The organism is Streptomyces longisporoflavus, assembly GCF_014649775.1.
Classification (GTDB): Bacteria; Actinomycetota; Actinomycetes; order Streptomycetales; family Streptomycetaceae; genus Streptomyces; species Streptomyces longisporoflavus.
In genome coordinates this window covers 315,844-341,255 of record NZ_BMTR01000009.1, presented here as the reverse complement: position 1 = coordinate 341,255, position 25,412 = coordinate 315,844, and the positions used below count along the sequence as shown (strand labels likewise).

The window sequence follows — 25,412 nt, the reverse complement described above, 5'->3', positions numbered from 1 at the left end:
GTGGTGTCTCCGATGCGCCCTCTTGTGTATCGGTATGTAGTGCATTGCCCGAAGAACCCCAGAGCCAAGAGGACCGTGATCGACGTGAAGGTCGGCATCCCCCGCGAGGTCAAGAACAACGAGTTCCGGGTGGCCATCACCCCCGCCGGCGTGCACGAGCTGGTGCGCCACGGCCACCAGGTCGTCATCGAACGGAACGCCGGTGTCGGCTCCTCGATCACGGACGCGGAGTACGTCTCCGCGGGCGCCGTCATCCTGGACACCGCCGACGAGGTCTGGGCCACCGCCGACCTCCTCCTGAAGGTCAAGGAGCCCATCGCGGAGGAGTACCACCGCCTCCGCAAGGACCAGACCCTCTTCACCTACCTGCACCTGGCCGCCTCCAAGGAGTGCACGGACGCGCTCCTGGAGTCCGGCACCACCGCCATCGCGTACGAGACCGTGGAGACCGCGAACCGCGCGCTCCCGCTGCTCGCCCCGATGTCCGAGGTCGCGGGCCGTCTGGCCCCGCAGGTCGGCGCCTACCACCTGATGGCGGCCAACGGCGGCCGCGGTGTCCTGCCCGGCGGCGTCCCCGGGGTCGCGGCCGGCAAGGCCGTCGTCATCGGCGGCGGTGTGTCCGGCTGGAACGCCGCGCAGATCGCCATCGGCATGGGCTTCCACGTGACCCTGCTCGACAAGGACATCAACAAGCTCAAGGAGGCGGACAAGATCTTCGGCACGAAGATCCAGACCGTCGTCTCCAACGCCTTCGAGCTCGAGCGGGCCTGCCTCGAGGCCGACCTCGTCATCGGCGCCGTCCTCATCCCGGGCGCCAAGGCTCCCAAGCTCGTCACCAACGAGCTCGTCTCGCGGATGAAGCCGGGAAGTGTCCTTGTCGACATCGCGATCGACCAGGGAGGCTGCTTCGAGGACTCGCACCCGACGACGCACGCCGAGCCGACCTTCCCGGTCCACAACTCCGTGTTCTACTGCGTCGCCAACATGCCCGGCGCGGTGCCCAACACCTCGACGTACGCGCTGACCAACGCGACGATGCCGTACATCGTCGAGCTGGCGAACCGCGGCTGGGCCGAGGCGCTGCGCCGTGACAAGGCCCTTGCCCTGGGCCTCAACACCCATGACGGCAAGGTCGTTTACAAGGAGGTCGCCGAGGCGCACGGTCTCGACCACGTCGAGCTCGAGGCGCTCATCGGCTGAACCGGACCTCTTTCGTCAACGAAAGTCGTCAATCTCACGCCACCGGCCGGACCTTGAGAGGGGTCCGGCCGTATGCGTATGTCCATGGACATGGTCAACTCGCCTTGAACGTAACCCTTTAACCGATTCGCGCCCCCCGGAATTATGCCGACGGCACGCCGCACACCCTTGACACGGGGGCGTTCGATTGCCGACACATCGGGCCGGGTCCGGCGGATTGTGTTGCTGCGGAGCGGTGACACGCCATAGAGTCGCCAACCGTCGGCATGGTGCCACGCTGACCTATCGAGAAATTTCCTGGTCACCAAGGAGGTAAGACGACTTGTGAATGAGTCGACATTTGCTCCCGGGGGTGGTCAACCAGGAATGTCTGAGCGGGGCCAAGGACCCGTGGGGCTCGAGGTTGTCGGCTCCGTCGCTGTCCGCACCTTCGAAGCCCGTCAGGGAACCCAGTCGACGCTGACGACACCGTCTGCACCCCAGAGCATGGATGGCCATCACGTGAACGCCATGGCCGGCGACCGGAGTGGCGAGAACACCACCCACACCCAACTCGCCGACTACGAGGAACTGCCCCAGGGGCACTTCTACGACCCTGACGCCGAGTACGAGCCCGATCCCGAGTACGCGGCCACGCTGGCCCCGGACGCGGCCCGTCAGCGCCGTGAGCGCATCGGTCCCACGGGACGCCCGCTGCCGTACTTCCCGATCCCGGGTCCGCTGACCGATCACGGTCCCGCGAAGATCATCGCGATGTGCAACCAGAAGGGCGGCGTGGGCAAGACGACGTCGACCATCAACCTGGGTGCCGCCCTCGCGGAGTACGGACGCCGGGTCCTGCTCGTCGACTTCGACCCGCAGGGTGCCCTCTCCGTGGGCCTCGGGGTGAACCCGATGGAGCTGGACCTCACGGTCTACAACCTGCTCATGGAGCGGGGCATGTCGGCGGACGAGGTGCTGCTGAAGACGGCTGTCCCGAACATGGACCTGCTGCCCAGCAACATCGACCTCTCCGCCGCCGAAGTGCAGTTGGTGAGCGAGGTCGCGCGCGAGTCCACGCTGCAGCGGGCGCTGAAGCCGCTGATGCAGGACTACGACTACATCGTGATCGACTGCCAGCCCTCGCTCGGCCTGCTCACCGTGAACGCCCTGACGGCGGCCCACAAGGTGATAGTGCCGCTCGAGTGCGAGTTCTTCGCGCTGCGCGGTGTGGCCCTGCTGACGGAGACCATCGAGAAGGTCCAGGAGCGGCTCAACCCCGACCTGGAGCTCGACGGCATCCTGGCCACCATGTACGACTCCCGCACGGTGCACAGCCGTGAGGTGCTCGCGCGGGTGGTCGAGGCCTTCGACGATCACGTGTACCACACGGTGATCGGACGCACGGTCCGCTTCCCGGAGACCACGGTCGCCGGTGAGCCGATCACGACGTACGCATCGAACTCGGTCGGCGCGGCCGCTTATCGCCAGCTCGCCAGGGAGGTGCTCGCCCGGTGTCACGCCGAGTGAGTCTGCCGGGGGCCGACGAACTGTTCCGCACGACCGGGGGGATGGCGCTGCAGTCGTCGTCCCCGCGACGCCAGGCCAACGGCGAGACGCGGGTGCCCGCGCCCGCTGGCGAGAGTGACGAGGCCGCTGCCGTCGACGCGCACGGCAGCGTCTCCTCGACGGACGCGACGGACGGCGGTGACACCGCCGAACACGGCGCCGCCGACGCGGAGTCGGGCGAGTCCCGCAGCCGGTCGGCCGCCGCCGAAGGCGAGAAGGACGGGCGCGGTCCGGCCCGGGGCCAGGAAGGCGCCGCGGCACAGAGCGGCGGCCGGTCCGCGAACTCGAACTCCTCCTCCACGGCACAGGCGCGGCGGCGCGCGCGGGCGGCCAACCGGCGGCCCAGCGGGCGCGAGCGGCACGACGAGAAGATCACTGTCTACGTCTCCGCCGAGGAGCTGATGGACCTGGAGCACGCCCGTCTCGTGCTGCGGGGCGAGCACGGCCTCGCGGTCGACCGCGGGCGCATCGTGCGTGAGGCGGTGGCCGTCGTTCTCGCGGATCTCGAGTCGCGCGGGGACGCGAGCATTCTCGTACGACGGCTTCGCGGGCGGTAGCGGTAGCGTTCCCGCCGATGCCCCTGAACGACGAATCCGCACCGGCCACCCGTCGGCGTGCGCTGGGGCGCGGCCCCGGGGCGGCTCCCGCGGAGCCCGCGCCGGAGCTGGAGTCCGCGTCGCCGGAGGCGGTCCCGGAGCCCGAGTCCGAGCCTGTGCCGCAAGCGCCGGCCGAGCCGGAAGCGGCGCCCGAGCCGGACGACGGGCGGTTCAAGGTCCGGCTCGCGAACTTCGAGGGTCCCTTCGATCTGCTGCTTCAGCTCATCTCGAAGCACAAGATGGACGTCACCGAAGTCGCGCTGTCCACGGTGACCGACGAGTTCATGGCGCACATCCGTGCCATGGGACCCGACTGGGACCTGGATCAGACCACCGAGTTCCTCGTGGTCGCCGCAACCCTGCTCGACCTCAAGGCGGCCCGGCTCCTGCCCTCCGCCGAGGTGGAGGACGAGGCGGATCTGGCGCTGCTCGAAGCGCGGGACCTGCTCTTCGCGCGGCTGCTGCAGTACCGCGCGTACAAGGAGATCGCCGACATCTTCAGCGGACGCCTCGACGAGGAGGCGCGGCGCTACCCGCGCACGGTGGGCCTTGAGGCCCACCACGCCGAGCTGCTGCCCGAGGTCGTCATCAGCATCGGCGCCGCGGGATTCGCCGCGCTGGCCGTGAAGGCGATGCAGCCGCGGGCGAAGCCCCAGGTGTACGTCGACCACATCCACGCCCCGCTGGTCTCCGTGCAGGAGCAGGCCGGAGTGGTCGTGGCCCGGCTCAGGGAACAGGGCGAGGCCAGCTTCCAGGTGCTCGTCGAGGACGCGGGGGACACCCTCACCGTCGTCGCCCGCTTCCTGGCGCTCCTGGAGCTGTACCGCGAGAAGGCCGTCGAGCTTGACCAGGACGAGGCCCTCGGCGAGCTGATGGTGCGGTGGACCGGCGGGGACGGCGACGGGCAGCCGACGGTGACGGACGAGTTCGACCGCGCACCCGATGCGCCGGGTGCGACGAGTGAGGAGAAGGTCACATGAGTGCGGAGAGCCCTGCCGGTGATCTGGTGGGTGCCGTCGCCGATCTGGAGCTGCGGCCCGCCCTGGAGGCCGTACTCATGGTGGTCGACGAACCGGCGACCGAGGAGCACCTCGCCAAGGTCCTCGACCGGCCCCGGCGGCAGATCGCCGACGCGGTGCGGGAGCTCGCCGACGAGTACACCGTGCAGCGCAGGGGCTTCGAGCTGCGGCTCGTGGCGGGCGGCTGGCGGTTCTACACGCGCCCCGAGTACTCCGCCGCCGTCGAGCGCTTCGTGCTGGACGGGCAGCAGGCACGGCTCACCCAGGCGGCCCTGGAGACCCTCGCGGTCGTCGCGTACCGCCAGCCGGTCAGCCGATCGCGGGTCTCCGCGGTGCGCGGAGTGAACTGTGACGGGGTGATGCGCACGCTTCTCCAGCGGGGTCTGGTGGAGGAGGCGGGCGCGGAACCCGAAACAGGTGCGATCCTGTACAGGACGACGAACTACTTTCTGGAGCGGATGGGCCTGCGCGGCCTGGACGAGCTCCCGGAGCTCGCGCCCTTCCTCCCCGAGGCGGAGGCGATCGAGGCCGAGACGCTGGAAGGCGTTCCGTCGTTCGATCCGGACGCACCCGATGCGCCGGGTTACGAGTACACCGAGGACAAAGCCGACTAACGGAAATTTGATGCGAAGCAGCAACGGCAGGAACAGCAGCGGAAACAACGGCGGGAGCCGTGGTGGCAACAGCGGCAGCCGTGGCAGCAGCGGTGGTCGCGGCAGCGGAGGCGCCCGCGGCAGCGGTGGCGGTGGCGGTCGCGGGAACTACCGCGGTGCCGGCAACAGCCGGGACGACCGTCGTGACGACCGTCGTGACGACCGGCGCGACGACAAGCGGGATGACAGGCCGAGCAGGCCGAAGAACCCGCGCCCCGAGGAGCGTCGCTACGACGTGGGCCCCGGCGGCAACCAGGACGGCCCGAAGTCCGGACGCGGTGCCTCCGCGCGCGGAGGCGCCAAGGGCGGCCCCAGGGCGCCCCAGGGCCAGGCGCGGGGCAACAACCGGCGCGGCGCGGGAGTCCCCGCGACGTCCCGTGAGTACGACGCACGGCAGGAAGAGCGCAACCGCGAGCGCTACGCGGGCAAGCCGAAGGTGAGCACGCCCAAGACCTTCCCCGGTGCCGAGCAGGAGGGCGAGCGCCTGCAGAAGATCCTCGCCCGTGCGGGCTACGGCTCGCGCCGCGCCTGCGAGGAGCTGGTCGACGAGGCGCGTGTCGAGGTCAACGGCGAGATCGTCATGGAGCAGGGCCTGCGCGTCGACCCCGAGAAGGACGAGATCAAGGTCGACGGCCTGACGGTCGCCACCCAGTCGTACCAGTTCTTCTCGCTGAACAAGCCCGCCGGTGTCGTCTCCACCATGGAGGACAACGAGGGCCGCCAGTGCCTGGGCGACTACGTGACCAACCGCGAGACGCGGCTCTTCCACGTGGGTCGGCTCGACACCGAGACCGAGGGTGTCATCCTGCTCACCAACCACGGTGAGCTGGCCCACCGCCTCACGCACCCGAAGTACGGCGTGAAGAAGGTCTACCTCGCGCACATCGTCGGCCCGATCCCGCGTGACCTGGGCAAGCAGCTCAAGGACGGCATCCAGCTCGAGGACGGGTACGCCCGCGCGGACCACTTCCGCGTCGTCGAGCAGACCGGCAAGAACTACCTCGTCGAGGTAACGCTGCACGAGGGCCGCAAGCACATCGTGCGGCGCATGCTCGCGGAGGCGGGTTTCCCGGTCGACAAGCTGGTGCGGACGTCCTTCGGGCCGATCACGCTGGGCGACCAGAAGTCGGGATGGCTGCGCAGGCTGTCCAACACCGAGGTCGGCATGCTGATGCAGGAGGTCGACCTCTAGGCGAGTCCGGTTTCGGCGAAGGCGGCCGGTCCCTGCGGAAGCGGGGGCCGGCCGCCTTTTTGCGCCTTGCGGAGCTCACCTCACCACCTTTATAGTCGCACTGACCATAAATGGAAGGGGGGAGTCATGCAGGGCTACGACAAGTACGCGTTCGAACCGTTCGCCGTCACCGTCGACCTCGCCGTCTTCACCGTCCGCGCGGGCCGCCTGCACGTATTGCTCGTCGAGCGCGGCCAGGAGCCGTACGCGGGACAGTGGGCACTGCCCGGCGGATTCGTGCTGCCGGACGAGTCCGCAGAGACCGCGGCCGGACGCGAGCTCGCCGAGGAGACCGGCCTCGCCGACAGCACCGGCAGCGTGGGGCTGCACCTGGAGCAGCTGCGCACCTACAGCGAACCGGACCGTGATCCGCGGATGCGGGTCGTCTCGGTCGCCTTCGCGGCACTCGTCCCCGATCCGCCCGCCGTGCACGCGGGCAGCGACGCCGCCCGCGCGGAATGGCTGCCGTACGGCACGCCGGGGCCGCTCGCATTCGACCACGACCGGATCCTCGCCGACGCCCACGACCGCGTGTGCGCCAAGTTCGAGTACACCGGCCTCGCCACCGCCTTCTGCCCGCCCGAGTTCACGCTCGGCGAGCTGCGGCAGGTCTACGAGACGGTGTGGGCCGCCGAACTCGACCCGGCCAACTTCCGCCGCAAGGTGCTCGGCACGACCGGCTTCGTCGAGGCGATCCCGGGCGCCGCGCGCCTGACCGGCGGCCGGGGCAAACCGGCCGCCCTCTACCGCGCCGGTCCTGCCACCTCCCTGCACCCGCCCCTGCTGCGCCCCACGACCGTTTCCCCGGAAGGAAAGCCCTCATGAAGCGTGCCGCCACCGGATCCCTGATCGGCCTCGCACTCGGGGACGCGCTCGGTTTCCCGACCGAGTTCAACGACGTGCCGTCGATCCTGGCCAAGTGCGGGCCCTGGCGGGACATGGAGCTGCCCCGGCCCGCGATCGTCACGGACGACACGCAGATGACGCTGGCCCTTGCCCGCGGCCTGCGTACCGCCATGGACCGCGGCCTGCTCGTGCCGAAGCGGATGGAGCGGCCGGTGCGCGAGGAGTTCGTGGAGTGGTACCAGTCGCCGGAGAACAACCGTGCGCCCGGCAACACCTGCCTGAAGGCCTGCTACCTCCTCAAGACCGGCAAGCCCTGGGAGGAGGCCAGCCAGGTGCACTCCAAGGGCTGCGGCGCCAACATGCGCGTCGCGCCCGTCGGGCTCGTCCCCGGTCTCAGCGCCGGGCAGCGGGCCGGCGCCGCCCAGCTCCAGTCCGCCCTGACCCACGGCCACCCCACCGCGCTCGCCGCCGGCGACCTCACCGCGTACGCGGTCAAGCTGCTCGCCGAGGGCGCGGAACCGATGGGCCTGGTCGGCCTGCTCCGCTCGTACGCCCTCGACAATCGCGCCCACTACCGGCACGACTGGCTCGGCGACCTGTGGACCCGCTCCCAGGACCCGACCCCCGAGCACTTCATCACGCGCGGCTGGGACGAGTGCCTCGCCGTCCTGGAACGCCTCGCGACAGCGCTGCGCGACGCCAACCCGGAGACCGATCCCTGCCTGGCCACCGGCGCGGGCTGGATAGCCGAAGAGGCGCTCGCCACCGGCCTGCTCTGTTTCCTGATGTTCCCCGACGAGCCCCTCACCGCCCTGCGCCGGGCGGCCTGCACCTCGGGCGACTCCGACTCGATCGCCTGCCTGACCGGCGCGTTCGCGGGCGCCCACCTGGGCGCGGACGCCTGGCCCGCCGAGTGGGCCGAGCGGATCGAGTACCGGGACGAGCTCCTTGCGCTCGGCGCGCTCTGGGACTCCTGAGCCGCGACTGCCGGCCCCGGCCCCGACCTCTACGCCGGTCCCGCCTCCGTCTGCTCCGACATGTTCTACGCGTGCGGCTCCAATGCTGACGCCCGCCGTACGCGGAACAGGAAGTCCGCCACCCGCTCACGGTCCGGCTCGGCGGGAAGCGGGCTGCGGGCGGCCGCCCCTTCCGCCTCTTCCGCGAGGCGCCGCATCCAGGACTCGACCTCGGGCCAGGACACCTCACCGCGTCTGACCGCGAGCAGCGGCTCGCGCCGGTCGCCGACGTCGATCGTCAGGCTGCCGGTGCGCAGGAGGTCGCGGCAGCTGGTCAGGAGGCGCAGGAGGTGCATGGCGTGCTTCCAGCGGGGCGCGCCGTGCAGTCGTACGTCGTCCTTGAGCTTCTTGTGCTGGCCCAGGGCGTAGCGCGCGAACGTGTCGTGGGCGTGGCGGGAGAGGAACGCGTCCCGCAGGGCGAGGAGTTCACGGCCGGTGTCCGTGACGTGTTCCACCAAGGGGGAGTGCAGGCACTCCAGGATGTTCGGGTTGGCGCGCAGGGCCAGCTCACAGAAGCGCTCCACCTCCCAGCTGAATTGTTCCTCCGCCGGTCCGTCCACGTGCGTGGGCGGCTTCTCGAAACGCCAGAAGAGCGGTGTGGGGGCCAGGAAGACGCCCCGGCGGTCGGTGTCGCTGCCGTCCGTGGCCAGTCCGAAGGCGCGCGAGCCCATCACGCAGGCGTAGATGGTGTGGTTGCCTACGAGGTCCAGGGCTGGGCCCTCGGCGTTCTTGGTGTCCTTGGCGTCCTTGGCGTCCTTGGCGTCCGTGGGGCTGTGCATGCGGGGAGCGTACGGCCAGGGGCTAGGCGAGGGTGATCGAATTTCCGGTGACCGTGATGTTCTGCGGGGGGAGCGGGCGTGGCGCGGGGCCGCCCGCCACCGAGGCGTCCGCCACGTTGTACTTGCTGCCGTGGCAGGGACAGTTGATCGTGCCGCCCGCGACCTCGCCGACCAGGCAGCCCGAGTGGGTGCAGACCGCGGAGAAGGCCTTGAAGTCACCCTTCTCGGGCTGGGTCACGACGACCTTCTCGTCCTTGAAGATCTTGCCGCCGCCGACCGGTATGTCGGATGTCCTGGCCAACTCGTCGCCCTTGGGCGGCGGTTGCTTCTTCCCGTCGGATTCCGACGGCGCGGCCGAGGTGGGCTGCGACTTCGGCGGCGGCGCGGGGTCCGCGCCCTCGTCGCCGTACTTGCTGCACCCCGCGGTCAGCGCGACCGCGCCGCCCGCAAAGCCCGCGGCGCCCGCGGCGAGGACAACGCGCCGACACGGCCGTGTGCCGCTCATGTCGTCACCCCGAACGTACGGAAGAACCACAGCGCCGATGTCCACCAGACCACCGTGAGGACCACGAAGACCAGGCCGCCGACCACCGGAAGCAGCCAGCCGGGCAGCTTCTCCGAGCGGAGCAGCAGCATCTTGGCGCTGAACGCGCCGAAGAAGAAACACCCGAGCAGCGAGTGCCACATGACCCGCGTCGAGTACGTCTGGTAGCCGAGGGCGTAGAGACAGTGGACCGCCACGGGAACCGAGACCAGGAACGCGATCCGGCCCGACCAGCGGTGCAGCACCGAGGCCCAGGACGGCCCCGGCAGACGTCCGTACACCATGAGCGCCGAGACGATCTGGAGGAGCGCGAAGGCGAACGCCGTCGTGCCCAGCCAGGCCTTGACCGCGCTCGTGCTGCTGAACCCGGCGAGGTTGAAGGCCGTGCCCGCGGGGTCGTGCGACTTGCCGTACACCCCGAGGCCCACCGCGACGGCCGAGGCGACCAGGGCGGGGACGAGATAGCGGGCGGGGTGCGGGCGGCGGTGCTCGCCCGCACCGGGGGGCGGGCCGAATCCGCCCTGTGTGGCGGCGTTCGGATCGACGCTCATGGCGGCTCCCTGGTCGGGGCGGAGCGGGGTCAGGGCACGACGGGACGGGCGGTGAGTTCGCCGCCGTCGTACGGGACGGCGCCGGTCTCCGGGTCGAGGCGCGGGGCCGGCCGCGGCTTGCCGTCCGCCTTGAGGATCCCGACCTGCCGACCGTCGGGCAGGACGATCCAGCCGCCGTCGATCTCGGCGCCGCGCACCTCGGTGGTCGCGCGGTACAGGCCGGAGGGCTTCTTCGCCCTGGCGGCGGTGAAGTCCCGCGGCTGTTCGTTGATCTCGACCTTGCCGCGCACCGCGTTGTCGGCGAGCGTGGCGTCCAGCTTCGCGCCGTTCTTGCCGGTGAGGCGCATGGAGCCGTCGTCCTCGACGTCGCCCTTCAGCCAGGACTCGGCGTCACGGCCGTTGCAGTAGTACGCGATGGCCTTGTCGTCGCGGATCGAGACGGAGACCGCTGCGGCGTCGTCGGCCGTGCGGCCCGCGTACTCGGACTTCCCGGCAGGCCTCTTGGACGGGCTCTGGGACGGGCTCTCGGACGCCCTCTCGGACGGGCTCTTGGTGGGCGCGGGCGTGCTTCCGGTGGGCTTCGCGGACGAGGGGGCCGGCGACGCGGCGCCGGGTGAGTCGTTTCCGTACGACGAATTGCCCTCCCCTGTCGTCGCGTTGAGCGACAGCATGAACAGGGCGAGCAGCAGTCCCCCCAGAAGCGTGTACAGCGGTCCCGAGCGCTTCATGCGGCCTCCCCCGAGGCGTGGGCCGTGACGGCCCCTCCATGCAAGCGGACCCGTGCCCCGGCGTCCATAGTTGAACGCCCACCAATCGGCCCAAGTGGCGACAGAGGGCGATTCGGGTGACATTGACAGGGTCTGAGGCCCGCGCCCCCGGCGAGCGGGATCCGGTGCGCGGGACCGGCCACTCACTCGAAAGGCGCGACCATGGCGGGCAATGATCTGGGAAGCCTTCTCGGCGGTCTCCTCGGCGGTCGGGGAGGCCAGGGAGACCTGGGGAGCTCCGAGGGCGGCAACATCCTCGGCTCGCTCCTCGGCGGTCTGCTCGGCGGCGCGGGCGGCGTCGCCGGGGCGAACGGCGGTCAGGCCGGTTCCGTGGGCAGTAATCCGCTGGGCGGCCTCCTCGACATGATCACGAAGTCCGGCCTGGTCAGCCAGGAGCAGCTCGACTCCTGGGTCGGCAAGGGCGACAACCAGCCGCTGAGCCCGGACCATGTCAAACAGGCCGTCCCCGGCGAAACCCTCGAGAAGGTCGCCGAGGAAGCGGGCGTCAGCCGTGACGAGGCCGCCGACCGGATCGCGCGGCAGCTGCCGCAGGCCGTCGACCAGCTGACCCCGCAAGGGCAGGTCCCGTCCGGGTCGCTGGAGGACATCATCAAGGACCAGCGGCTCTGACCCCTCCGTGACCCCACCCCGGCGGGGCACGCGGCGTCCGTCTCGGCAGGCGGGCGCCGCGCACTCGTCCCCGGGGCCCTGACTACCCTTGTCGGTACATCAGTCGACGTACGCGAGCGAGGAGCAGCACTGTGGCGGTACGAGCGGTCCGGGGCGCCGTCCAACTGGAGCGGGACGCGGCCGACCACATGGACGAGCAGGTCAGCGAGCTGCTCACCGCCATCATCGAGCGGAACGGACTGACGCAGGAGGACCTGATCAGTATCTGGTTCACCGCGACGCCCGACCTGCACAGCGACTTCCCCGCGGCGGCGGCGCGCCGGCTCGGCATCGTGGACGTCCCGCTGATCTGCGCCCAGGAGCTGCAGATCGAGGGCGCCATGCCGCGGGTCGTCCGCGTCCTCGCGCACATCGAGTCCGACAAGCCCCGCGCCGACATCACGCACGTCTACCTCGGCGCCGCGGCCACCCTGCGCAAGGACATCGCCCAGTGAGAACCGCCCTCGTCATCGGCACCGGCCTGATCGGCACCTCCGCCGCCCTGGCCCTGTCCTCGCGCGGCGTGGTCGTGCACCTCGCCGACCACGACCCCGGCCAGGCCCGTACGGCCGCCGCCCTCGGCGCGGGCACCGACGAAGCGCCCGAGGGACGGGTCGACCTCTGCGTCGTCGCCGTACCGCCCGCGCACGTCGCCGGAACGCTGGCCGACGTGATGCGGCGCGACGTTGCCCGCGGCTACCTCGACGTGGCGAGCGTCAAGGGCGGCCCGCGCCGGGAACTGGAGGCCCTCGGCCTCGACCTCACCCCGTACATCGGCACGCACCCCATGTCCGGGCGCGAGCGCAGCGGCCCCCTCGCCGGCACCGCCGACCTCTTCGAGGGCCGGCCCTGGGTCCTGACGCCCACCCGCGACACCGACACCGAGGTCCTCAACCTCGCCCTGGAGCTTGTCGCCCTCTGCCGCGCCGTGCCGGTCGTCATGGACGCGGACGCCCACGACCGCGCGGTCGCCCTCGTCTCGCACATGCCGCACCTGGTCTCCAGCATGGTCGCGGCCCGTCTGGAGAACGCCGAGGAGACGGCGGTGCGCCTGTGCGGGCAGGGCATCCGGGACGTCACGCGCATCGCCGCGTCGGACCCGCGGATGTGGATCGACATCCTGTCGGCCAACCCCGGCCCGGTCGCCGACCTCCTTTCCGCCGTCGCCGGCGACCTCGACGAGACGGTGACGGCGCTGCGGGCCCTGCAGTCGGCCGACGAAGCGAAGCGGCACGAGGGCGCCGCCGGGGTCGAGAGCATGCTGCGGCGCGGGAACGCGGGACAGACCCGGGTGCCCGGCAAGCACGGGGCCGCGCCGACGACGTACGAGGTCGTCGCGGTGCTCATCGACGATCAGCCGGGACAGCTGGCCAGGATCTTCGCCGACGCGGACCGGGCCGGCGTGAACATCGAGGACGTGCGCATCGAGCACGCGACCGGCCAGCAGGCGGGCCTCGTCCAGCTCACGGTGGAGCCCAAGGCGGTCCCGGTGCTCACGGCGGCGCTGCGGGAGCGCGGCTGGGCGATCCGGCAGTAAAGGCCCGGGGCATCCGGCAGTAAGAGGTGCGCGCGGGAGCCAGTAACCTTGTGCGGGGCGTGTCCGCGCCCCGCACCCCTGCCCCGCGTCCTGAGAAAGGTGTCCGCACCCCGTGGAAACCGTGGAAACCGCCGGTTCGGCGCCCGCAGCAGTGATCGTCGCCATCGACGGGCCCTCCGGCACGGGCAAGTCGAGCACCTCGAAGGCCGTCGCCGCCCAGCTCGGCCTCAGCTACCTGGACACCGGCGCCCAGTACCGCGCGATCACCTGGTGGATGGTCCACAACGGCATAGAGCTGTCGGACCCCACCGCCATCGCCGCCGTCGCGGGCAAGCCCGAGATCGTCTCCGGCACCGACCCGCTGTCCCCGACCATCACGGTCGACGGCACGGACGTCGCCGGGCCGATCCGCACCACCGAGGTCACCTCCAAGGTCAGCGCCGTCAGCGCCGTCCCCGAGGTGCGCGCCCGCATCACGGAGCTGCAGCGCACGATCGCCGCGTCCGCCGAGAAGGGCATCGTCGTCGAGGGGCGCGACATCGGTACGACCGTGCTGCCCGACGCCGACCTGAAGATCTTCCTCACGGCTTCGCCCGAGGCCCGCGCCGCCCGCCGCAGCGGGGAGCTCAAGGGCGCGGACGTCGCCGCCACGCGTGAGGCGCTCATCAAGCGGGACGCGGCCGACTCCAGCCGCAAGACGTCGCCGCTGGCCAAGGCCGGCGACGCCGTCGAGGTGGACACCACCGAGCTCACGCTGCAGCAGGTCATCGAGTGCGTCGTCACCCTCGTCGAGGAGAAGCGGGCGGGTAAGTGACCGCGGCGCCGTCGGAACGGGGTGCGGAGGTCGGCCGCCGCATCGGCGTCGGCCTCATGTACGGCCTGTGGAAGCCCCGCGTCCTCGGCGCCTGGAAGGTCCCCGCGACCGGCCCGGTGATCCTGGCCGTGAACCACGCGCACAACGTCGACGGCCCGATGGTGATGGGGACGGCACCGCGGCCGACGCACTTCCTCATCAAGAAGGAAGCGTTCATCGGGCCCCTCGACCGCTTCCTGCACGCCATCGGCCAGGTCAAGGTGGACCGGGAGATCGCCGACCGCACGGCGATCACCAAGGCCCTCGGCGTCCTCGCCGACGGCGGCGTCCTCGGCATCTTCCCGGAGGGCACCAGAGGCGAGGGCGACTTCGCCTCGCTGCGCTCCGGCCTCGCCTATTTCGCCGTACGCAGCGGAGCGCCGATCGTGCCCGTCGCGGTTCTGGGAAGCACGGAGAGGCGCGGACGGTTGATAAAGGGGCTGCCCCCGCTGCGCAGCAGGGTCGACGTCGTCTTCGGAGATCCCTTCGAGGCGGGCGACGACAGCGGACGGCGTACGCGCAAGGCGCTCGACGAGGCGACCGTGCGCATCCAGGAACGGCTCACCGCCCACCTGGAGAACGCCAGGCGCCTGACCGGGCACTGAGCGAGACTTTCAGTAGTGGATCGTCGCGAGACAATCCACCGATCACGAATACGACAGAGGTACGGACTTCATGAACGACCAGATCCAGCCCGAAGGCTCGGCTGAGCCGGAGCACGGGGCGCTTGGCGACGCTGATGCCACCGAGTATGCAGCGTTCATGGAGCTCGCCGCGGAAGAGGGCTTCGACGCCGAGGAAGTCGAAGGCGCCATCGGCGAGGCGGGCCACGGCCCGCTGCCCGTCCTCGCGGTGATCGGCCGCCCCAATGTCGGCAAGTCGACCCTCGTCAACCGCATCATCGGCCGCCGCGAGGCCGTCGTCGAGGACCGCCCCGGCGTCACCCGCGACCGCGTGACGTACGAGGCCGAGTGGGCGGGCCGCCGCTTCAAGCTCGTCGACACCGGTGGCTGGGAGCAGGACGTCCTCGGCATCGACGCCTCCGTGGCCGCCCAGGCGGAGTACGCGATCGACGCGGCCGACGCGGTCGTCTTCGTCGTGGACGCCACGGTCGGCGCCACCGACACGGACGAAGCGGTCGTACGGCTGCTCCGCAAGTCCGGCAAGCCGGTCGTCCTGTGCGCCAACAAGGTCGACGGCCCGTCCGGCGAGGCCGACGCCACCGCCCTGTGGGCTCTCGGCCTCGGCGAGCCGTACCCCGTCTCCGCGCTGCACGGCCGCGGCACCGGCGACATGCTGGACGCCGTCCTCGACGCCCTCCCCGAGGCGCCCGAGCAGTCCTTCGGCACCGCCATCGGCGGCCCGCGCCGCATCGCGCTCATCGGCCGCCCGAACGTCGGCAAGTCGTCGCTGCTCAACAAGGTGGCGAACGAGGACCGCGTGGTCGTCAACGAGATCGCGGGCACCACCCGCGACCCGGTCGACGAGCTGATCGAGCTCGGCGGCGTCGTGTGGAAGTTCGTGGACACCGCCGGCATCCGCAAGCGCGTCCACCTCCAGCAGGGCGCCGACTACTACGCCTCGCTGCGTACGGCCGCCGCCGTCGAGAAGGCGGAGGTCGCGGTCATCCTGATCGACGCGAGCGAGTCGATCAGCGTCCAGGACCAGCGCATCGTCACGATGGCCGTCGAGGCGGGCCGCGCCATCGTCATGGCGTACAACAAGTGGGACACCCTCGACGAGGAGCGCCGCTACTACCTGGAGCGGGAGATCGACACCGAGCTCCTCCAGGTCGCGTGGGCCCCGCGGGTCAACGTCTCCGCCGCCACGGGCCGCCACATGGAGAAGCTCGTCCCGGCGATCGAGACCGCCCTCGCGGGCTGGGAGACGCGCGTACCGACCGGGCGGCTCAACGCCTTCCTCGGCGAGCTCGTGGCCTCCCACCCGCACCCGATCCGGGGCGGCAAGCAGCCCCGCATCCTCTTCGGCACGCAGGCGGGCACGAAGCCGCCGCGGTTCGTGCTCTTCTCCTCCGGCTTCATCGAGCACGGCTACCGCCGCTTCGTGGAGCGCAGGCTCCGTGAGGAGTTCGGCTTCGAGGGCACGCCGATCCACATCTCGGTGCGGGTGCGCGAGAAGCGCGGCCGCAAGAAGTAGGCACGGACGGACCAAAGGGCCGGGGCCCGCCTCCTTTCAAGGAGGCGGGCCCCGGCCCTTTCCGCGGCGGACTCTCAGTGTCCTCGGCGTGGCCCCGGCGGCAGCGCGGCCGGGAACTGCTGGTGTCCGTAGCGGGAGACGTGCAACTGGCCGAAGGTGTAGGACGCGCTGCCGTACGGCGTGCTGCCGAATGAGGTGAAGCCCAGATCCTCCTCGCCGGTCCGGTCTCCCGGGAGGGCCTTGAACGACCTGCGCCACTCCGCGTAGAGAGCGTCGTAGATCGGCGTGGCCGAGCGTTCGGTCCCGGTGTCCTGCGACGAGCGCATGGAGGGGATGGGGGTCTGGTACGCCGGCCGGGGGCGGGAGGGGTCGTATGTGTGCACGTATGTGCCAACGACCCCGTGCGCATACGGATGCGGGGGCCGCGCCGCTTTCACGGGGCGCCGGGGGAATGACCCGCGCGGCCGGGAACCGGGGCGTCCGTACGGCGCGGCCCGCACGGGCTCAGGTGCCGGCGAGCGGCATCGCCGCCGCGACCAGGCGCCCGTGTGCCGCCGCCTTGTCCAGGGCCCCGCGCAGCAGGTCCTCGCGCGGCTGGCGGCCGATGGAGCCGACCGGCGCCGCGAACAGGAGCACCGTCTGCAGCTTGTTGGCCGCGGTCCGCCAGGCCTCGGTGACCTGGAGCGGGTGATGGGCCTGCCACCAGGCGACGGGGGAGCCGCCGTCGGGGCCGGGCTGGAGCACCGCGTGCAGCTGACCCGCGGCGAGCAGCACCGACCAGCCGTGCAGCACCGGCGGCACGCCGTCGAGGGAGGCCACCGGGGTGAAGCCCTGCTCGACGAGGAGCTGCAGGAAGTTGTCGCCGCCGGGCTCGGAGCCGGGACGCGCGATGGCGCCGGTCGGTTCGACGACGAGCGCGGGCCGCAGCTCGCCTTCGATGAGGACGAGACCGCTGGTCACGCCGAGGACCGCCTGGTCGGGCGCTGCTTCGCCGGGGCCGGGCGCCGGGACACCGGCCGGGCCGCTGCCGTCCTCGCCGGTGATCGAGCGCACGGCGCCCTGCAACTGCTCCTCGGAGACCTGGACGATCTGGGAGGGCAGGCAGCTGGCGTGGGCGAAGGCGAGCACGGCGGTTTCGTCGCCGATGAACAGGACCGTGCTGGTGCGTTCCTGCTCCGTGTCGCCGGGGGTGCGGCAGGAGGTGCAGTCGTAGCTGCCCGGAGCGTTCTCTCCGGCCAGCAGCCGGTCGGCTTCTTCGTCGCCGATCTCGGCGCGGACGTCGTCACCGACTTCGAGCATGCGCGGCACGGGGGGCTCCTCGGATTCGTTGCGTGCGGGCCGGGGGTGCCCGGCTCATAAGAAGACAACGGGCGATCAGTGGCGCAAGTCACGCGCGAAGGCGAACGGAATCGAACCATCCACAGCGGAGGGTGAGTTGCCCGGTGGAATCCGTCACTCCGCGCCAACGCCTTCTGCGTACAGGCAAGTTGCTTCGGTGAGCTGGGTCACAGATCGCCGTGGCGGCAGGTAGACAAATACGGAAATCAGCGAATTAAGTGGTTGGCTTGAAATGGCTGATACTCCGGGTAACGGCTAACTGGCCTGGAATGACAAGGAGTTGGTTGATATCGGGGCGAGCAGGCACCTAGATTCCACCGCCGTGTGCAGCGAGCACCGCTCGGGTACGTCCGCCGGCCGCACCCGTCAGCCCCAGCACCACGGCACGGGAGTGCCGGACTCCGGCGGACGGGGTGAGCGGACCTCCGGCGCCAGACGCGCAGGGAGGTCCGGAACACCCGGGGGACCCCGGGTCCTTCGAGAGGGATATTCATGTCCGCACGTCCCAAGTGCGTTCGCAGGACAGCAGTGATCGGCGGAGCGGCGTTGCTCGCCCCGCTGGGACTGCTCACCGCCACCGGCCAGGCCGGAGCGGCGGACAGCGGAGTGTGGGATCGCATCGCGCAGTGCGAGAGCGGCGGAAACTGGAGCATCAACACCGGGAACGGCTACTACGGAGGACTGCAGTTCTCCGCTTCCACCTGGCGCGCGTACGGCGGAGGAGCCTATGCGCCGACCGCCGACAGGGCGTCCAAGGCGCAGCAGATCGCTGTCGCCTCGAAGGTCCAGCGCGCTCAGGGATGGGGTGCCTGGCCGAGCTGTTCGGCGCGGGCGGGTGCGTCGGGCAGCGCACCGGGGGCGGCAGCCGCTCCGGCGGCCCCCAAGGCTCCCAAGGCGGTCAAGCAGCAGCCCGCCGCGCCGCGGCAGCAGACGCCGGGGCACGCCGACCGGGGTTCCGGGCGCGGTGACTACACCGTGCGGCAGGGGGACACCCTGAGCCGGATCGCGGCGGCGCACGGCGTCAGCTGGCAGAAGGTGTTCGCCGCGAACAAGGCGGTGATCGGAGCGGATCCGAACATGATCATGCCCGGCCAGCGGCTGGATCTCTGAGTTCGTGCTCCGGGGCGCGGTCCAGCCCGGTCATCCGATCGTCCGACCGGGTGGGGCCGCGCCCCTGTGGCGGCGCGGCTCGGCTCCCTGGCGTGATGCCGCTGCCTAGCTTGGCCGGATGTATCCGATGTCGATCAAGAGTCTCCGGTCGCTGTGGCCTGCTGGTCTGGTCGTCGCGGCTGTCTCCTCGCTGATGCTGCCGATGTCCGCGTCCGCGGCGCCGCCGCCCTCCCTGCCGGGGCGCGGACCCACCGTCCTGGCGGGCGAGTGCTCCCGCTCCGAGGGCCCCTGGAACTGCCTCGCGAAGTGCGAGAGCGGAGGCCGGTGGCATGTGAACACCGGGAACGGCTTCTACGGAGGGTTGCAGTTCCACCAGCCCACCTGGGTGGCGTACGGCGGGCTCAAGTACGCGCCGCGCGCCGACCTCGCCACCAAGAAGGAGCAGATCAAGGTCGCCGAGAAGGTGCTGCGTACCCAGGGGTGGAAGGCCTGGCCCACGTGCTCGAAGAAGATCCCCAGGGAGATCCGGGAGGGTCGGGGAGAGGGGCAGGCACAGGGGCAGAAGCAGGGGCAGGGCAACCTCGTCGTGCACGTCGTCAAGGCGGGCGAGACCCTGAGCTCCGTCGCCCGGCAATACAAGATCAAGGGCGGTTGGGAAGCGCTGTATCGAGCCAACCGCGGAGAGGTGGGGAGCCGGCCCGACGTGCTCGGCATCGGCACGGAGCTGGTCATCCGGAAGAAGACCAGTTCGAAGGAGAACGCTCCGGAGAAGGACGCGACCGGGAAGGACGCTCCGAAGGAGACGGCGCCGAAGGAGAGCGCTGTCCCGGAGGAGGCGGCTCCGGAGACCGGCACCGGCGCTTCGGAGGAAGCCGTTCCCGGGGAGGAAGCGCCGAAGACCGACGCCCCGCAGACCGACACCCCGAGCCCTGACGCCCCGAGCCCTGACGCTCCGAGCCCCGAGGCCCCGAACACCGATGCTCCGGAGAAGACGGCCCCGAAGGAGGAAGCTTCGGAGTCGGAGGAGGTCACCTCGGAGTAGGCCGTCCGGGGCGGCCCCGTCGGCTCAGTTCGCTCGCCTCCCCGCTGAACACGACCGCGCCACGGCGCAGTTCGTGCACCACCACTGCCGTCCGGCTCGCGTGCTCACGCAGGCCGGGCGGCAGCCGCTGTTCCGCGGTCAGGACGCAGGAGCGCGCGCTCAGACCGACGAGGAGGCCGTACGTCCGGGACGCGACGGCGGGCGACATGCCCTGGGTGGGTTCGTCGACGAGGATCACCCGCGCGTCCGTCGCCAGAAGGGCGCGGGAGAGGGCGAGCATGCGCTGCTCGCCGCCGGAGAGGGTGCCTGCCCGGCGCGACAGGAGCGGGCGCAGTTCGGGGAACGCTTCCAGGGCGGGGGTGATGTCGGTCCTGGCCCCCGAGCCGGAGAGGCCGAGGTTCTCGTCGACGGTGAGGTGGCCGAACACGGCGGGGCCGTCCGGTACGAAGCACAGGCCCCGCTCCGCGCGTGCGTGCGCGGTGAGCCGGGTGACGTCCGTGCCGTCCCAGGCGACGGTGCCGGTGGTGAGGGGGACCGTGCCGGCCAGGGCGCGCAGTGTCGTGGTGCGGCCGGATCCGTTGCGGCCGAGGAGCACGGTGAGGCCGGGGGCCGGGGCGGCGAGGGTCACGCCGTGCAGGGCTTCCAGGGGGCCGTAGCGCACGCGGGCCTCGCGGAGTTGGATGCCGTTTCTCATGGGGCCGCCCTCTGCAGGACTTCGGTGGGCGGGCCCGATGTGACGATGCGGCCCGCTGCCATGACGTGAACGGTGTCGGCCAGGTTCGCGACCAGGTCGATGTCGTGCTCGACCACCAGGAGCGCCATGCCGTCGGCCGCGAGGGCACGCAGGACGCGGGCCAGCGCGGCCACTTCGGCGGAGTCCAGGCCGGCCGCCGGTTCGTCCAGGAGCAGGGTGTGGGGCCGGCCGGCCAGGGCTCGGGCTAGTTCTACGCGTCTGAGGGTGCCGGTGGGGAGATTCGCGGCGGGGTGGTGGCGGGTCGTGCCGTCGTGGAGGGAGAGGAGGCGCAGGGCCTGTTCGGCGGCCTCGGGGTGCCTGAGCCGTCCCTGTTCGCTGCCGACGCGGACGTTCTCCGTGATGGTCAGCGAGGGGAAGACGGCCAGCTGCTGGAACGTACGGGCCACGCCCAGGCGGGTGCGGGCGTGGGCGGGGCTGCGGGTGATGTCCCGGCCGCCGAGGGTGATGCGGCCGGACGCGGGTCGCAGGGTGCCGGCCAGGCAGTGGAAGAGGGTGCTCTTGCCTGCGCCGTTGGGACCTACCACCGCGGTGATGCGGCCGGGAGGCACGGTCAGATCGACTCCGTCGAGAGCGGTGAATCCGTCGTAGACGGCGGTGAGTCCGTGAGCGGCGAGCGGCCGAGGAACCACCCCGGTAACCATGCGGGGCACTCGGGCGGGTGGGTGGGGGAGTTCGTCCGCGGAGTCAAGACCCCGCGAGGAAGAAACGCCCCCGGCCACCGCCCTGCGGACCCGCTCCCCCAGCGGCGTCAGGAAGGCCCGCCGTAAAACCCCCGAAGCAGCGGCCCGCAGGGCCTCGTACGGCCCACCGGAGTAGCGCCCCACCAAAAGCGCGAGGACGCCGATCAAGGCGGCAGCCACCCCACCCCGCGCCCCCGCGTCAAGCCCCACGAGCAGCGCCGCCGCAACCAACGCCCCCAGCAGACTGTCCGCGCCCAGAACCACCACCGCCGCGAACCACAGCAGCCCCCGCACGGGGTCGTACGCGGCGGGATCGAAGGCCCGTAACCCCATGCCCAGCATCCCGCCCCCCAGGGCGGCCAGCGCCGCACCCGCGACGAAGGCGGTCAGTTTCAGGGAGCGCACCGGCACCCCCGCGGCCGCCGCGCCCGCCTCGTGATCCCGCATCGCGGCCAGCGCACGCCCCATCCGGCCCCGGCGCATACCGGCCGCGAAAAGCAACGCCGCGGCCAGCAGGACCAGTTCGAGGACGTAGAACGCGCGGTCGCCCTCGAAGCCCGCCGGGCGGTCAAGGCCGAGCCCCGACGTCGCGTACGGCTGGGCGAAGACGAAGCGGCTGACCCCGACGCCGACGGCGAACGTGGCCAGGGCGAGCGCGAGGCCGCGGCGGCTGATCGCGGGCCAGCCGGTCAGCAGGCCGAGCGGGGCCACGAGCAGGACGGCCACGGCCAGGGCGGGGAGGTGGGGGAGTTCGGGCAGGCCGGGGAAGCGGCCCGCCACCAGGAGCGCGGTGAAGAGCGCGCCCAGACCCGCGTACGCCGCCTGGCCCAGGGAGATCTGGCCGCCTCTGCCGGTGACGATCACCAGGGAGAGGAGGATGACGGCCAGAGCGGGGACCTGGACCGCCGTGGTCAGGTCCGAGCCCGCGAAGCCCAGCGGGATGAGGAAGAGGACCGCCGCCACGATCCACGCGCCCGGCGGCGTCGGAACCCGCGCCGTGGCCGTACGGGGGAGCGTGTTCTGCGAGCCGATGCCCGGCAGCACGAGGGCCGCGACCAGCAGGGCCACCACGAAGAGGTTCGCGCCCAGCGCCTGGACGAGCGGTTCCGCCCAGCCGGAAGGATGCAGGCGGGTCAGCTGGCTCTGGGCCACGCCGAGTCCGAGGGCCACCGATATCGCGACGAACAGGCTGCGCATACGGGCCGCCACCGCTACCGCCACCACCTCCATCACGAGGAGCGGCATCCCGTACGGGTCGAGGCGTACGAAGGGGGCGAGCAGCGCACCGGTGAGGCCCGCCGTGAAAGCGCCGAACGCCCAGCCCGCCGAGGCCACCCGGTCCGCGTCGATGCCGCTGAGGACCGCGAGGGGCCGGTTGTCGACCACGGCCCGCAGTTCGCCGCCGAAGCGGGTCCAGCGGATGACCGCCCAGACCGCCGCCGCGAGAGCGACCGTCACCGCCAACTGGGCCCAGGGGTCCCCCGACACGAGCGTGGGAGCGTCCGCCTTGGCTCCCGGGCCCCAGATCAGGGCCGCGCCCCCGACCAGGAGGATGAACACGCCGATGGACGCCACCAGGGTCCTGGCCGGGTCGCTGCCGAGGACCGACAGGGGGCGGAAGACGGCCTTCTCCAGGAGCAGGCCGATGGCCGGGGCGACGAGGAGGAGCGTGACCGCCGCGGCCAGGGGCAGGGGCCAGTTCCACTCCACCGTCAACTGGCGCAGAACGTACGCGCAGACCATCGCGATCGCGCCGTGCGCGAAGTTGAGGACGCCGGTCGCGCGGTACGTGACGATCAGGCCGATGCCGGTGAGCGCCGCCGCGCTGCCGACCGCGAGCCCGGCCAGCGTCAGGTCGTAGCTCAGGGAGGACACCGGGTCATCGCTCCGGGGACGGGGGCGGGGAGGAGGACGGGGCCGCCGGCTCCGGCTCGCAGATCGGGCACGGGCTCAGATCACCGCTCGCGAGGATGCGTGCGTCGGCCGGGACCGCCTTCGGCTTCCCCGCCACCAGGGGGCAGTCCGCCCGGTGCCAGAGGGTCCCGCCGGGAATCATCAGCAGGTCACCGCTGGTCGCCACCGGTTCGGCCCGCCCCGTGTCGGCGGGGGGTGTGCCCGCCGACACCAGAAGCTCGTAGAGCTCCTCGACGCGTGCCGAGGCCAGGGTGCTCCTGCCGTGGGCGAGGAGCACCGCCCCGGCGACGATCAGGGCCGCGCCCGGCACCGTGCACGAGGCCAGGTAGGGGAGTTGCCGCTCGGCGAAGCGTTCGCCCGACATGCCGTACCAGCCGAAAACGCAGAGCACCGCACCGACGGCGAGAGCGGCGACGGCCGCCCAGAGGACGGGACGCACGGCACGCAGCCGGGCCGAACGAGCTGTCTGATCCGGTCGAGCCGCCCGCATATGGGCCCCCTGGAACACGTCAGTCACGTCGATGGGCTGTCCATGTCAGTCAATGGATTGCACTATGCCTTCTGGAAGCCGACCCTGAAAGCTCCGGGCCGTGACGGCTCGGACCGACACCCGGTGGTGAACCAGATGGTTCTGACCAGCCCCAGGCAGGGGAGCGATCTCAAGCGGGGAAGGGTGCGGAGCGCGGCGATGGCGGCAGCCGCGGTCCTGCTCGTCGCTCCGGCCGCCGTGGCATGCGGCGACGACAGCGGCGGGGGCGGCGAGAGCGATCCGCCCAAGCCGTCCGTGGAGAAGTCCACGCAGGACGCCCCTTCCGAAGACCAGGACGCGCCATCGGACGACCAGGAAGCTCCATCGGACGGCGCGTCCGCGCCCGCTGATCCGGCGGCGGCCGAGAAAGAGGTCAAGGAGAACTTCGAGAAGTTCTTCGACCCGGCCGTCTCCATGAAGGACAAGGAGGCCGTCCTTGAGGACGGGCCGAAGATGCGGGCCGTCCTGAAGAGCTTCAGCGGCGACGAGCGCGGCAAGCAGGTCAGCGCCGACGTCAACAAGGTCGAGTTCAGCTCGGCGACCGAGGCGGACGTGACGTACGCCCTCACCCTGAAAGGCGCCACCGCGCTGCCCGACGCCTCGGGCACCTCCGTCAACCAGGACGACACCTGGAAGGTGTCCGTCAAGACCCTCTGCGCGCTGGTGAAGCTGAGCGGCAATGCGTCGCCCGGTCCGGGCTGCTGAGACCCTCGCCGTGGCCGCGCTGCTCGTCGCGGCGGCGGGATGCGGCAGCCGGCTCCCCGAGAGCGACTTCGAGGACCGGGGCCGCGGCACGGCGCCCGCCCCGGCGGGGGCGCCGGTCCGCGTCGGCATCATCACCAGCGCGACCAGCCCGGTCGGCGGCTCCGCGTTCACGGGGCCGCGGGACGGTGCCAAGGCCTACTTCGAGCGGCTGAACGCGCGGGGCGGCATCGGCGGGCGCAAGGTCGAGGTGCGCACCTGCGACGACGGCGGCAGCGGCGTCGGCAACAGCGCCTGCGTGCGCAAGCTGATCGACGAGGAACGCGTCGTCGCGCTCGTCGCGACCAGCTCCCTGGACTACGCCGGTGCCTCCCGGGTCTCCGGCGCGGGCGTGCCCGACGTCGGAGGGCAGCCGATCGGGTCCGCGTACGACACCTATCCGCATCTGTACGGGATCTACGGAAGCCTCGCTCCGCGGGACGGCGAGCCAGGCTGGGGCGGCGAGCTGATCGGCGGGACCGAGGTCTACCGCTACTTCAAGCGGGAGCAGGGCGCGCGGACCGCCGCCGTCGTCTCCTACAACCAGGCCTCGTCCGCCGCCTACGCCCGTCTGGTCACCCGCGGCCTGAAGGCCGAGGGGTACAAGGTGATCACCGAGCAGGTCGACTTCGCGCTGCCCAACTTCCGCGCGGCGGCGGCCGACCTGAAGGAGCAGGGCGCCGACCTCGTCTTCGACGCGATGGACACCCACGGGAACGCCCGGCTGTGCGAGGCCATGGACGAGGTGGGAGCGAACGTCACGGCCAAGGTCACCAACGTCCAGAACTGGACCTCCTCCGTGGCGGAGGACTACAAGGACGCACCGCGCTGCCGTAACGCACTGTGGGCCACCGGAGCCAGCCGCAACTACGAGGACACCGATCATCCGGCCGTACGCGAGTTCCGCGACGCCATGAAGGGGCACAAGGATCTCGGTCAGTGGCAACTGGAGGGATGGGCCGCCGCCATGTGGTTCACCGACGCGGCGAAGTCGTGCCGGGGAGACGTCACGCGCGCGTGCGTCGACCGCTTTATGAACCGGGGCAAGTCGTACACCGCGCGGGGGCTGCTGCTTCCGGTGACGTACGAGGAACGGGCCGAACCGCCCGAGACCCGTATGACCTGTGTGTCGGTGGCCCGCTGGAAAGACAGTGAGGGCTGGGTCACACAAGGCGACATGAACAAGAACTGCTTCGACGTACCGCAGCTCTCCTACCAGCCATGATGCGTGTAAACGGCAGGAAAGTTCCCGAAGCCGCGTACCGAAGGCACAACTGTTCCGGAACAAGATGATGATGAAACCCAACCCTCTGGCCGTAATACCCGTCTAACCCTGCG

At 71.3% G+C, this 25,412-nt stretch carries 27 protein-coding genes; 18 read left to right on the top strand and 9 right to left on the bottom strand.

Annotated elements, in window-relative coordinates; translation table 11 throughout:
• The first annotated feature begins 84 nt into the window (after positions 1-84).
• From ald to IE226_RS20630, 8 genes are all read left to right on the top strand, one after another.
• Entirely contained in the window at positions 85-1,200 is a 1,116-nt protein-coding gene (gene ald, locus IE226_RS20665; protein ID WP_190082815.1) for an alanine dehydrogenase, read from the top strand.
• Positions 1,201-1,566: 366 nt separating this feature from the next.
• Entirely contained in the window at positions 1,567-2,709 is a 1,143-nt protein-coding gene (locus tag IE226_RS20660) for a ParA family protein (RefSeq protein WP_190082769.1), read from the top strand.
• The gene (locus IE226_RS20655) at positions 2,694-3,305 is read left to right on the top strand and encodes a hypothetical protein (RefSeq protein ID WP_190082768.1); all 612 of its coding nucleotides are present in this window, start codon (positions 2,694-2,696) and stop codon (positions 3,303-3,305) included. The genes IE226_RS20660 and IE226_RS20655 overlap by 16 nt, the downstream gene beginning before the upstream one ends.
• A gap of 17 nt (positions 3,306-3,322) precedes the next feature.
• Positions 3,323-4,324 (top strand): segregation and condensation protein A, encoded by a 1,002-nt coding sequence (locus IE226_RS20650; protein ID WP_190082767.1) that lies wholly within the window; start codon positions 3,323-3,325, stop codon positions 4,322-4,324.
• Entirely contained in the window at positions 4,321-4,977 is a 657-nt protein-coding gene (gene scpB, locus IE226_RS20645; RefSeq protein WP_190082766.1) for an SMC-Scp complex subunit ScpB, read from the top strand. The genes IE226_RS20650 and scpB overlap by 4 nt, the downstream gene beginning before the upstream one ends.
• Before the next feature lie 10 nt (positions 4,978-4,987).
• On the top strand, positions 4,988-6,208 hold the full coding sequence (locus IE226_RS20640) for a pseudouridine synthase (protein ID WP_190082765.1): 1,221 nt from the start codon (positions 4,988-4,990) through the stop codon (positions 6,206-6,208).
• Positions 6,209-6,334: 126 nt separating this feature from the next.
• A complete protein-coding gene (locus IE226_RS20635) occupies positions 6,335-7,072 on the top strand; it encodes an NUDIX hydrolase (protein WP_190082764.1) in 738 nt (245 codons plus the stop codon).
• Positions 7,069-8,070, top strand: a complete 1,002-nt coding sequence (locus tag IE226_RS20630) for an ADP-ribosylglycohydrolase family protein (RefSeq protein ID WP_190082763.1) — start codon at positions 7,069-7,071, stop codon at positions 8,068-8,070. Before IE226_RS20635 ends, IE226_RS20630 begins: the two co-directional genes overlap by 4 nt.
• Positions 8,071-8,135: 65 nt before the next feature.
• Here IE226_RS20630 and IE226_RS20625 read toward each other — a convergent pair whose 3' ends face one another.
• From IE226_RS20625 to IE226_RS20610, 4 genes are read right to left on the bottom strand one after another with little or no spacing between them, the layout of a single operon-like run.
• Positions 8,136-8,888: a nucleotidyltransferase domain-containing protein gene (locus IE226_RS20625; RefSeq protein ID WP_190082762.1), complete on the bottom strand. Its 753-nt coding sequence runs from the start codon at positions 8,886-8,888 to the stop codon at positions 8,136-8,138.
• Positions 8,889-8,910: 22 nt separating this feature from the next.
• Entirely contained in the window at positions 8,911-9,393 is a 483-nt protein-coding gene (locus IE226_RS20620) for a Rieske (2Fe-2S) protein (RefSeq protein ID WP_229871318.1), read from the bottom strand.
• A complete protein-coding gene (locus IE226_RS20615) occupies positions 9,390-9,983 on the bottom strand; it encodes a DUF6529 family protein (protein ID WP_190082761.1) in 594 nt (197 codons plus the stop codon). The genes IE226_RS20620 and IE226_RS20615 overlap by 4 nt, the downstream gene beginning before the upstream one ends.
• 29 nt (positions 9,984-10,012) lie before the next feature.
• Positions 10,013-10,711 (bottom strand): hypothetical protein, encoded by a 699-nt coding sequence (locus tag IE226_RS20610; RefSeq protein WP_190082760.1) that lies wholly within the window; start codon positions 10,709-10,711, stop codon positions 10,013-10,015.
• 201 nt (positions 10,712-10,912) lie between these two features.
• Here IE226_RS20610 and IE226_RS20605 point away from each other — a divergent pair, with 201 nt between their 5' ends.
• The 6 genes from IE226_RS20605 to der all read left to right on the top strand — a co-directional run bounded on the left by IE226_RS20605 (position 10,913) and on the right by der (position 15,966).
• The gene (locus tag IE226_RS20605) at positions 10,913-11,380 is read left to right on the top strand and encodes a YidB family protein (RefSeq protein WP_190082759.1); all 468 of its coding nucleotides are present in this window, start codon (positions 10,913-10,915) and stop codon (positions 11,378-11,380) included.
• Positions 11,381-11,511: 131 nt separating this feature from the next.
• A complete protein-coding gene (gene aroH, locus IE226_RS20600) occupies positions 11,512-11,874 on the top strand; it encodes a chorismate mutase (protein ID WP_190082758.1) in 363 nt (120 codons plus the stop codon).
• A complete protein-coding gene (locus tag IE226_RS20595; protein WP_190082757.1) occupies positions 11,871-12,956 on the top strand; it encodes a prephenate dehydrogenase in 1,086 nt (361 codons plus the stop codon). Before aroH ends, IE226_RS20595 begins: the two co-directional genes overlap by 4 nt.
• A gap of 112 nt (positions 12,957-13,068) precedes the next feature.
• Complete coding sequence (gene cmk, locus IE226_RS20590; RefSeq protein WP_190082756.1) at positions 13,069-13,770, top strand: (d)CMP kinase; 702 nt, start codon at positions 13,069-13,071, stop codon at positions 13,768-13,770.
• Between the two features lie 56 nt (positions 13,771-13,826).
• The gene (locus tag IE226_RS20585) at positions 13,827-14,414 is read left to right on the top strand and encodes a lysophospholipid acyltransferase family protein (RefSeq protein WP_190082813.1); all 588 of its coding nucleotides are present in this window, start codon (positions 13,827-13,829) and stop codon (positions 14,412-14,414) included.
• Positions 14,415-14,484: 70 nt separating this feature from the next.
• Complete coding sequence (gene der / locus IE226_RS20580; protein WP_190082755.1) at positions 14,485-15,966, top strand: ribosome biogenesis GTPase Der; 1,482 nt, start codon at positions 14,485-14,487, stop codon at positions 15,964-15,966.
• 74 nt (positions 15,967-16,040) lie between these two features.
• Here the strand turns inward: der and IE226_RS45080 are convergent, their stop codons facing one another.
• Positions 16,041-16,292: a hypothetical protein gene (locus IE226_RS45080; protein ID WP_308429501.1), complete on the bottom strand. Its 252-nt coding sequence runs from the start codon at positions 16,290-16,292 to the stop codon at positions 16,041-16,043.
• A 178-nt stretch (positions 16,293-16,470) separates the two neighbouring features.
• On the bottom strand, positions 16,471-17,274 hold the full coding sequence (locus IE226_RS20570) for a DUF8842 C-terminal domain-containing protein (protein ID WP_190082754.1): 804 nt from the start codon (positions 17,272-17,274) through the stop codon (positions 16,471-16,473).
• Positions 17,275-17,796: 522 nt separating this feature from the next.
• On the opposite strand from IE226_RS20570, the gene IE226_RS20565 reads away from it, so the two are divergent.
• The gene (locus IE226_RS20565; RefSeq protein ID WP_190082753.1) at positions 17,797-18,414 is read left to right on the top strand and encodes a LysM peptidoglycan-binding domain-containing protein; all 618 of its coding nucleotides are present in this window, start codon (positions 17,797-17,799) and stop codon (positions 18,412-18,414) included.
• A 127-nt stretch (positions 18,415-18,541) separates the two neighbouring features.
• Positions 18,542-19,456: a LysM peptidoglycan-binding domain-containing protein gene (locus IE226_RS45075; protein WP_308429500.1), complete on the top strand. Its 915-nt coding sequence runs from the start codon at positions 18,542-18,544 to the stop codon at positions 19,454-19,456.
• Here IE226_RS45075 and IE226_RS20555 read toward each other — a convergent pair.
• The 3 genes from IE226_RS20555 to IE226_RS20545 are packed head-to-tail and all read right to left on the bottom strand — an operon-like array spanning position 19,443 to position 23,294.
• A complete protein-coding gene (locus IE226_RS20555) occupies positions 19,443-20,150 on the bottom strand; it encodes an ATP-binding cassette domain-containing protein (protein WP_190082752.1) in 708 nt (235 codons plus the stop codon). The genes IE226_RS45075 and IE226_RS20555 overlap by 14 nt on opposite strands.
• Positions 20,147-22,765 carry an ABC transporter permease subunit gene (locus IE226_RS20550; RefSeq protein WP_190082751.1) on the bottom strand — a complete coding sequence of 873 codons (2,619 nt, stop codon included), beginning with the start codon at positions 22,763-22,765 and terminating at the stop codon, positions 20,147-20,149. The genes IE226_RS20555 and IE226_RS20550 overlap by 4 nt, the downstream gene beginning before the upstream one ends.
• Before the next feature lie 4 nt (positions 22,766-22,769).
• Entirely contained in the window at positions 22,770-23,294 is a 525-nt protein-coding gene (locus tag IE226_RS20545; RefSeq protein ID WP_190082812.1) for a hypothetical protein, read from the bottom strand.
• Between the two features lie 135 nt (positions 23,295-23,429).
• Between IE226_RS20545 and IE226_RS20540 the strand changes: the two genes are divergently transcribed.
• Together IE226_RS20540 and IE226_RS20535 are read left to right on the top strand one after the other, a co-directional pair.
• Positions 23,430-24,038, top strand: a complete 609-nt coding sequence (locus tag IE226_RS20540) for an MTB12 C-terminal domain-containing protein (protein WP_190082750.1) — start codon at positions 23,430-23,432, stop codon at positions 24,036-24,038.
• Positions 24,013-25,299 carry an ABC transporter substrate-binding protein gene (locus IE226_RS20535; RefSeq protein WP_190082749.1) on the top strand — a complete coding sequence of 429 codons (1,287 nt, stop codon included), beginning with the start codon at positions 24,013-24,015 and terminating at the stop codon, positions 25,297-25,299. Before IE226_RS20540 ends, IE226_RS20535 begins: the two co-directional genes overlap by 26 nt.
• Positions 25,300-25,412: the final 113 nt, after the last annotated feature.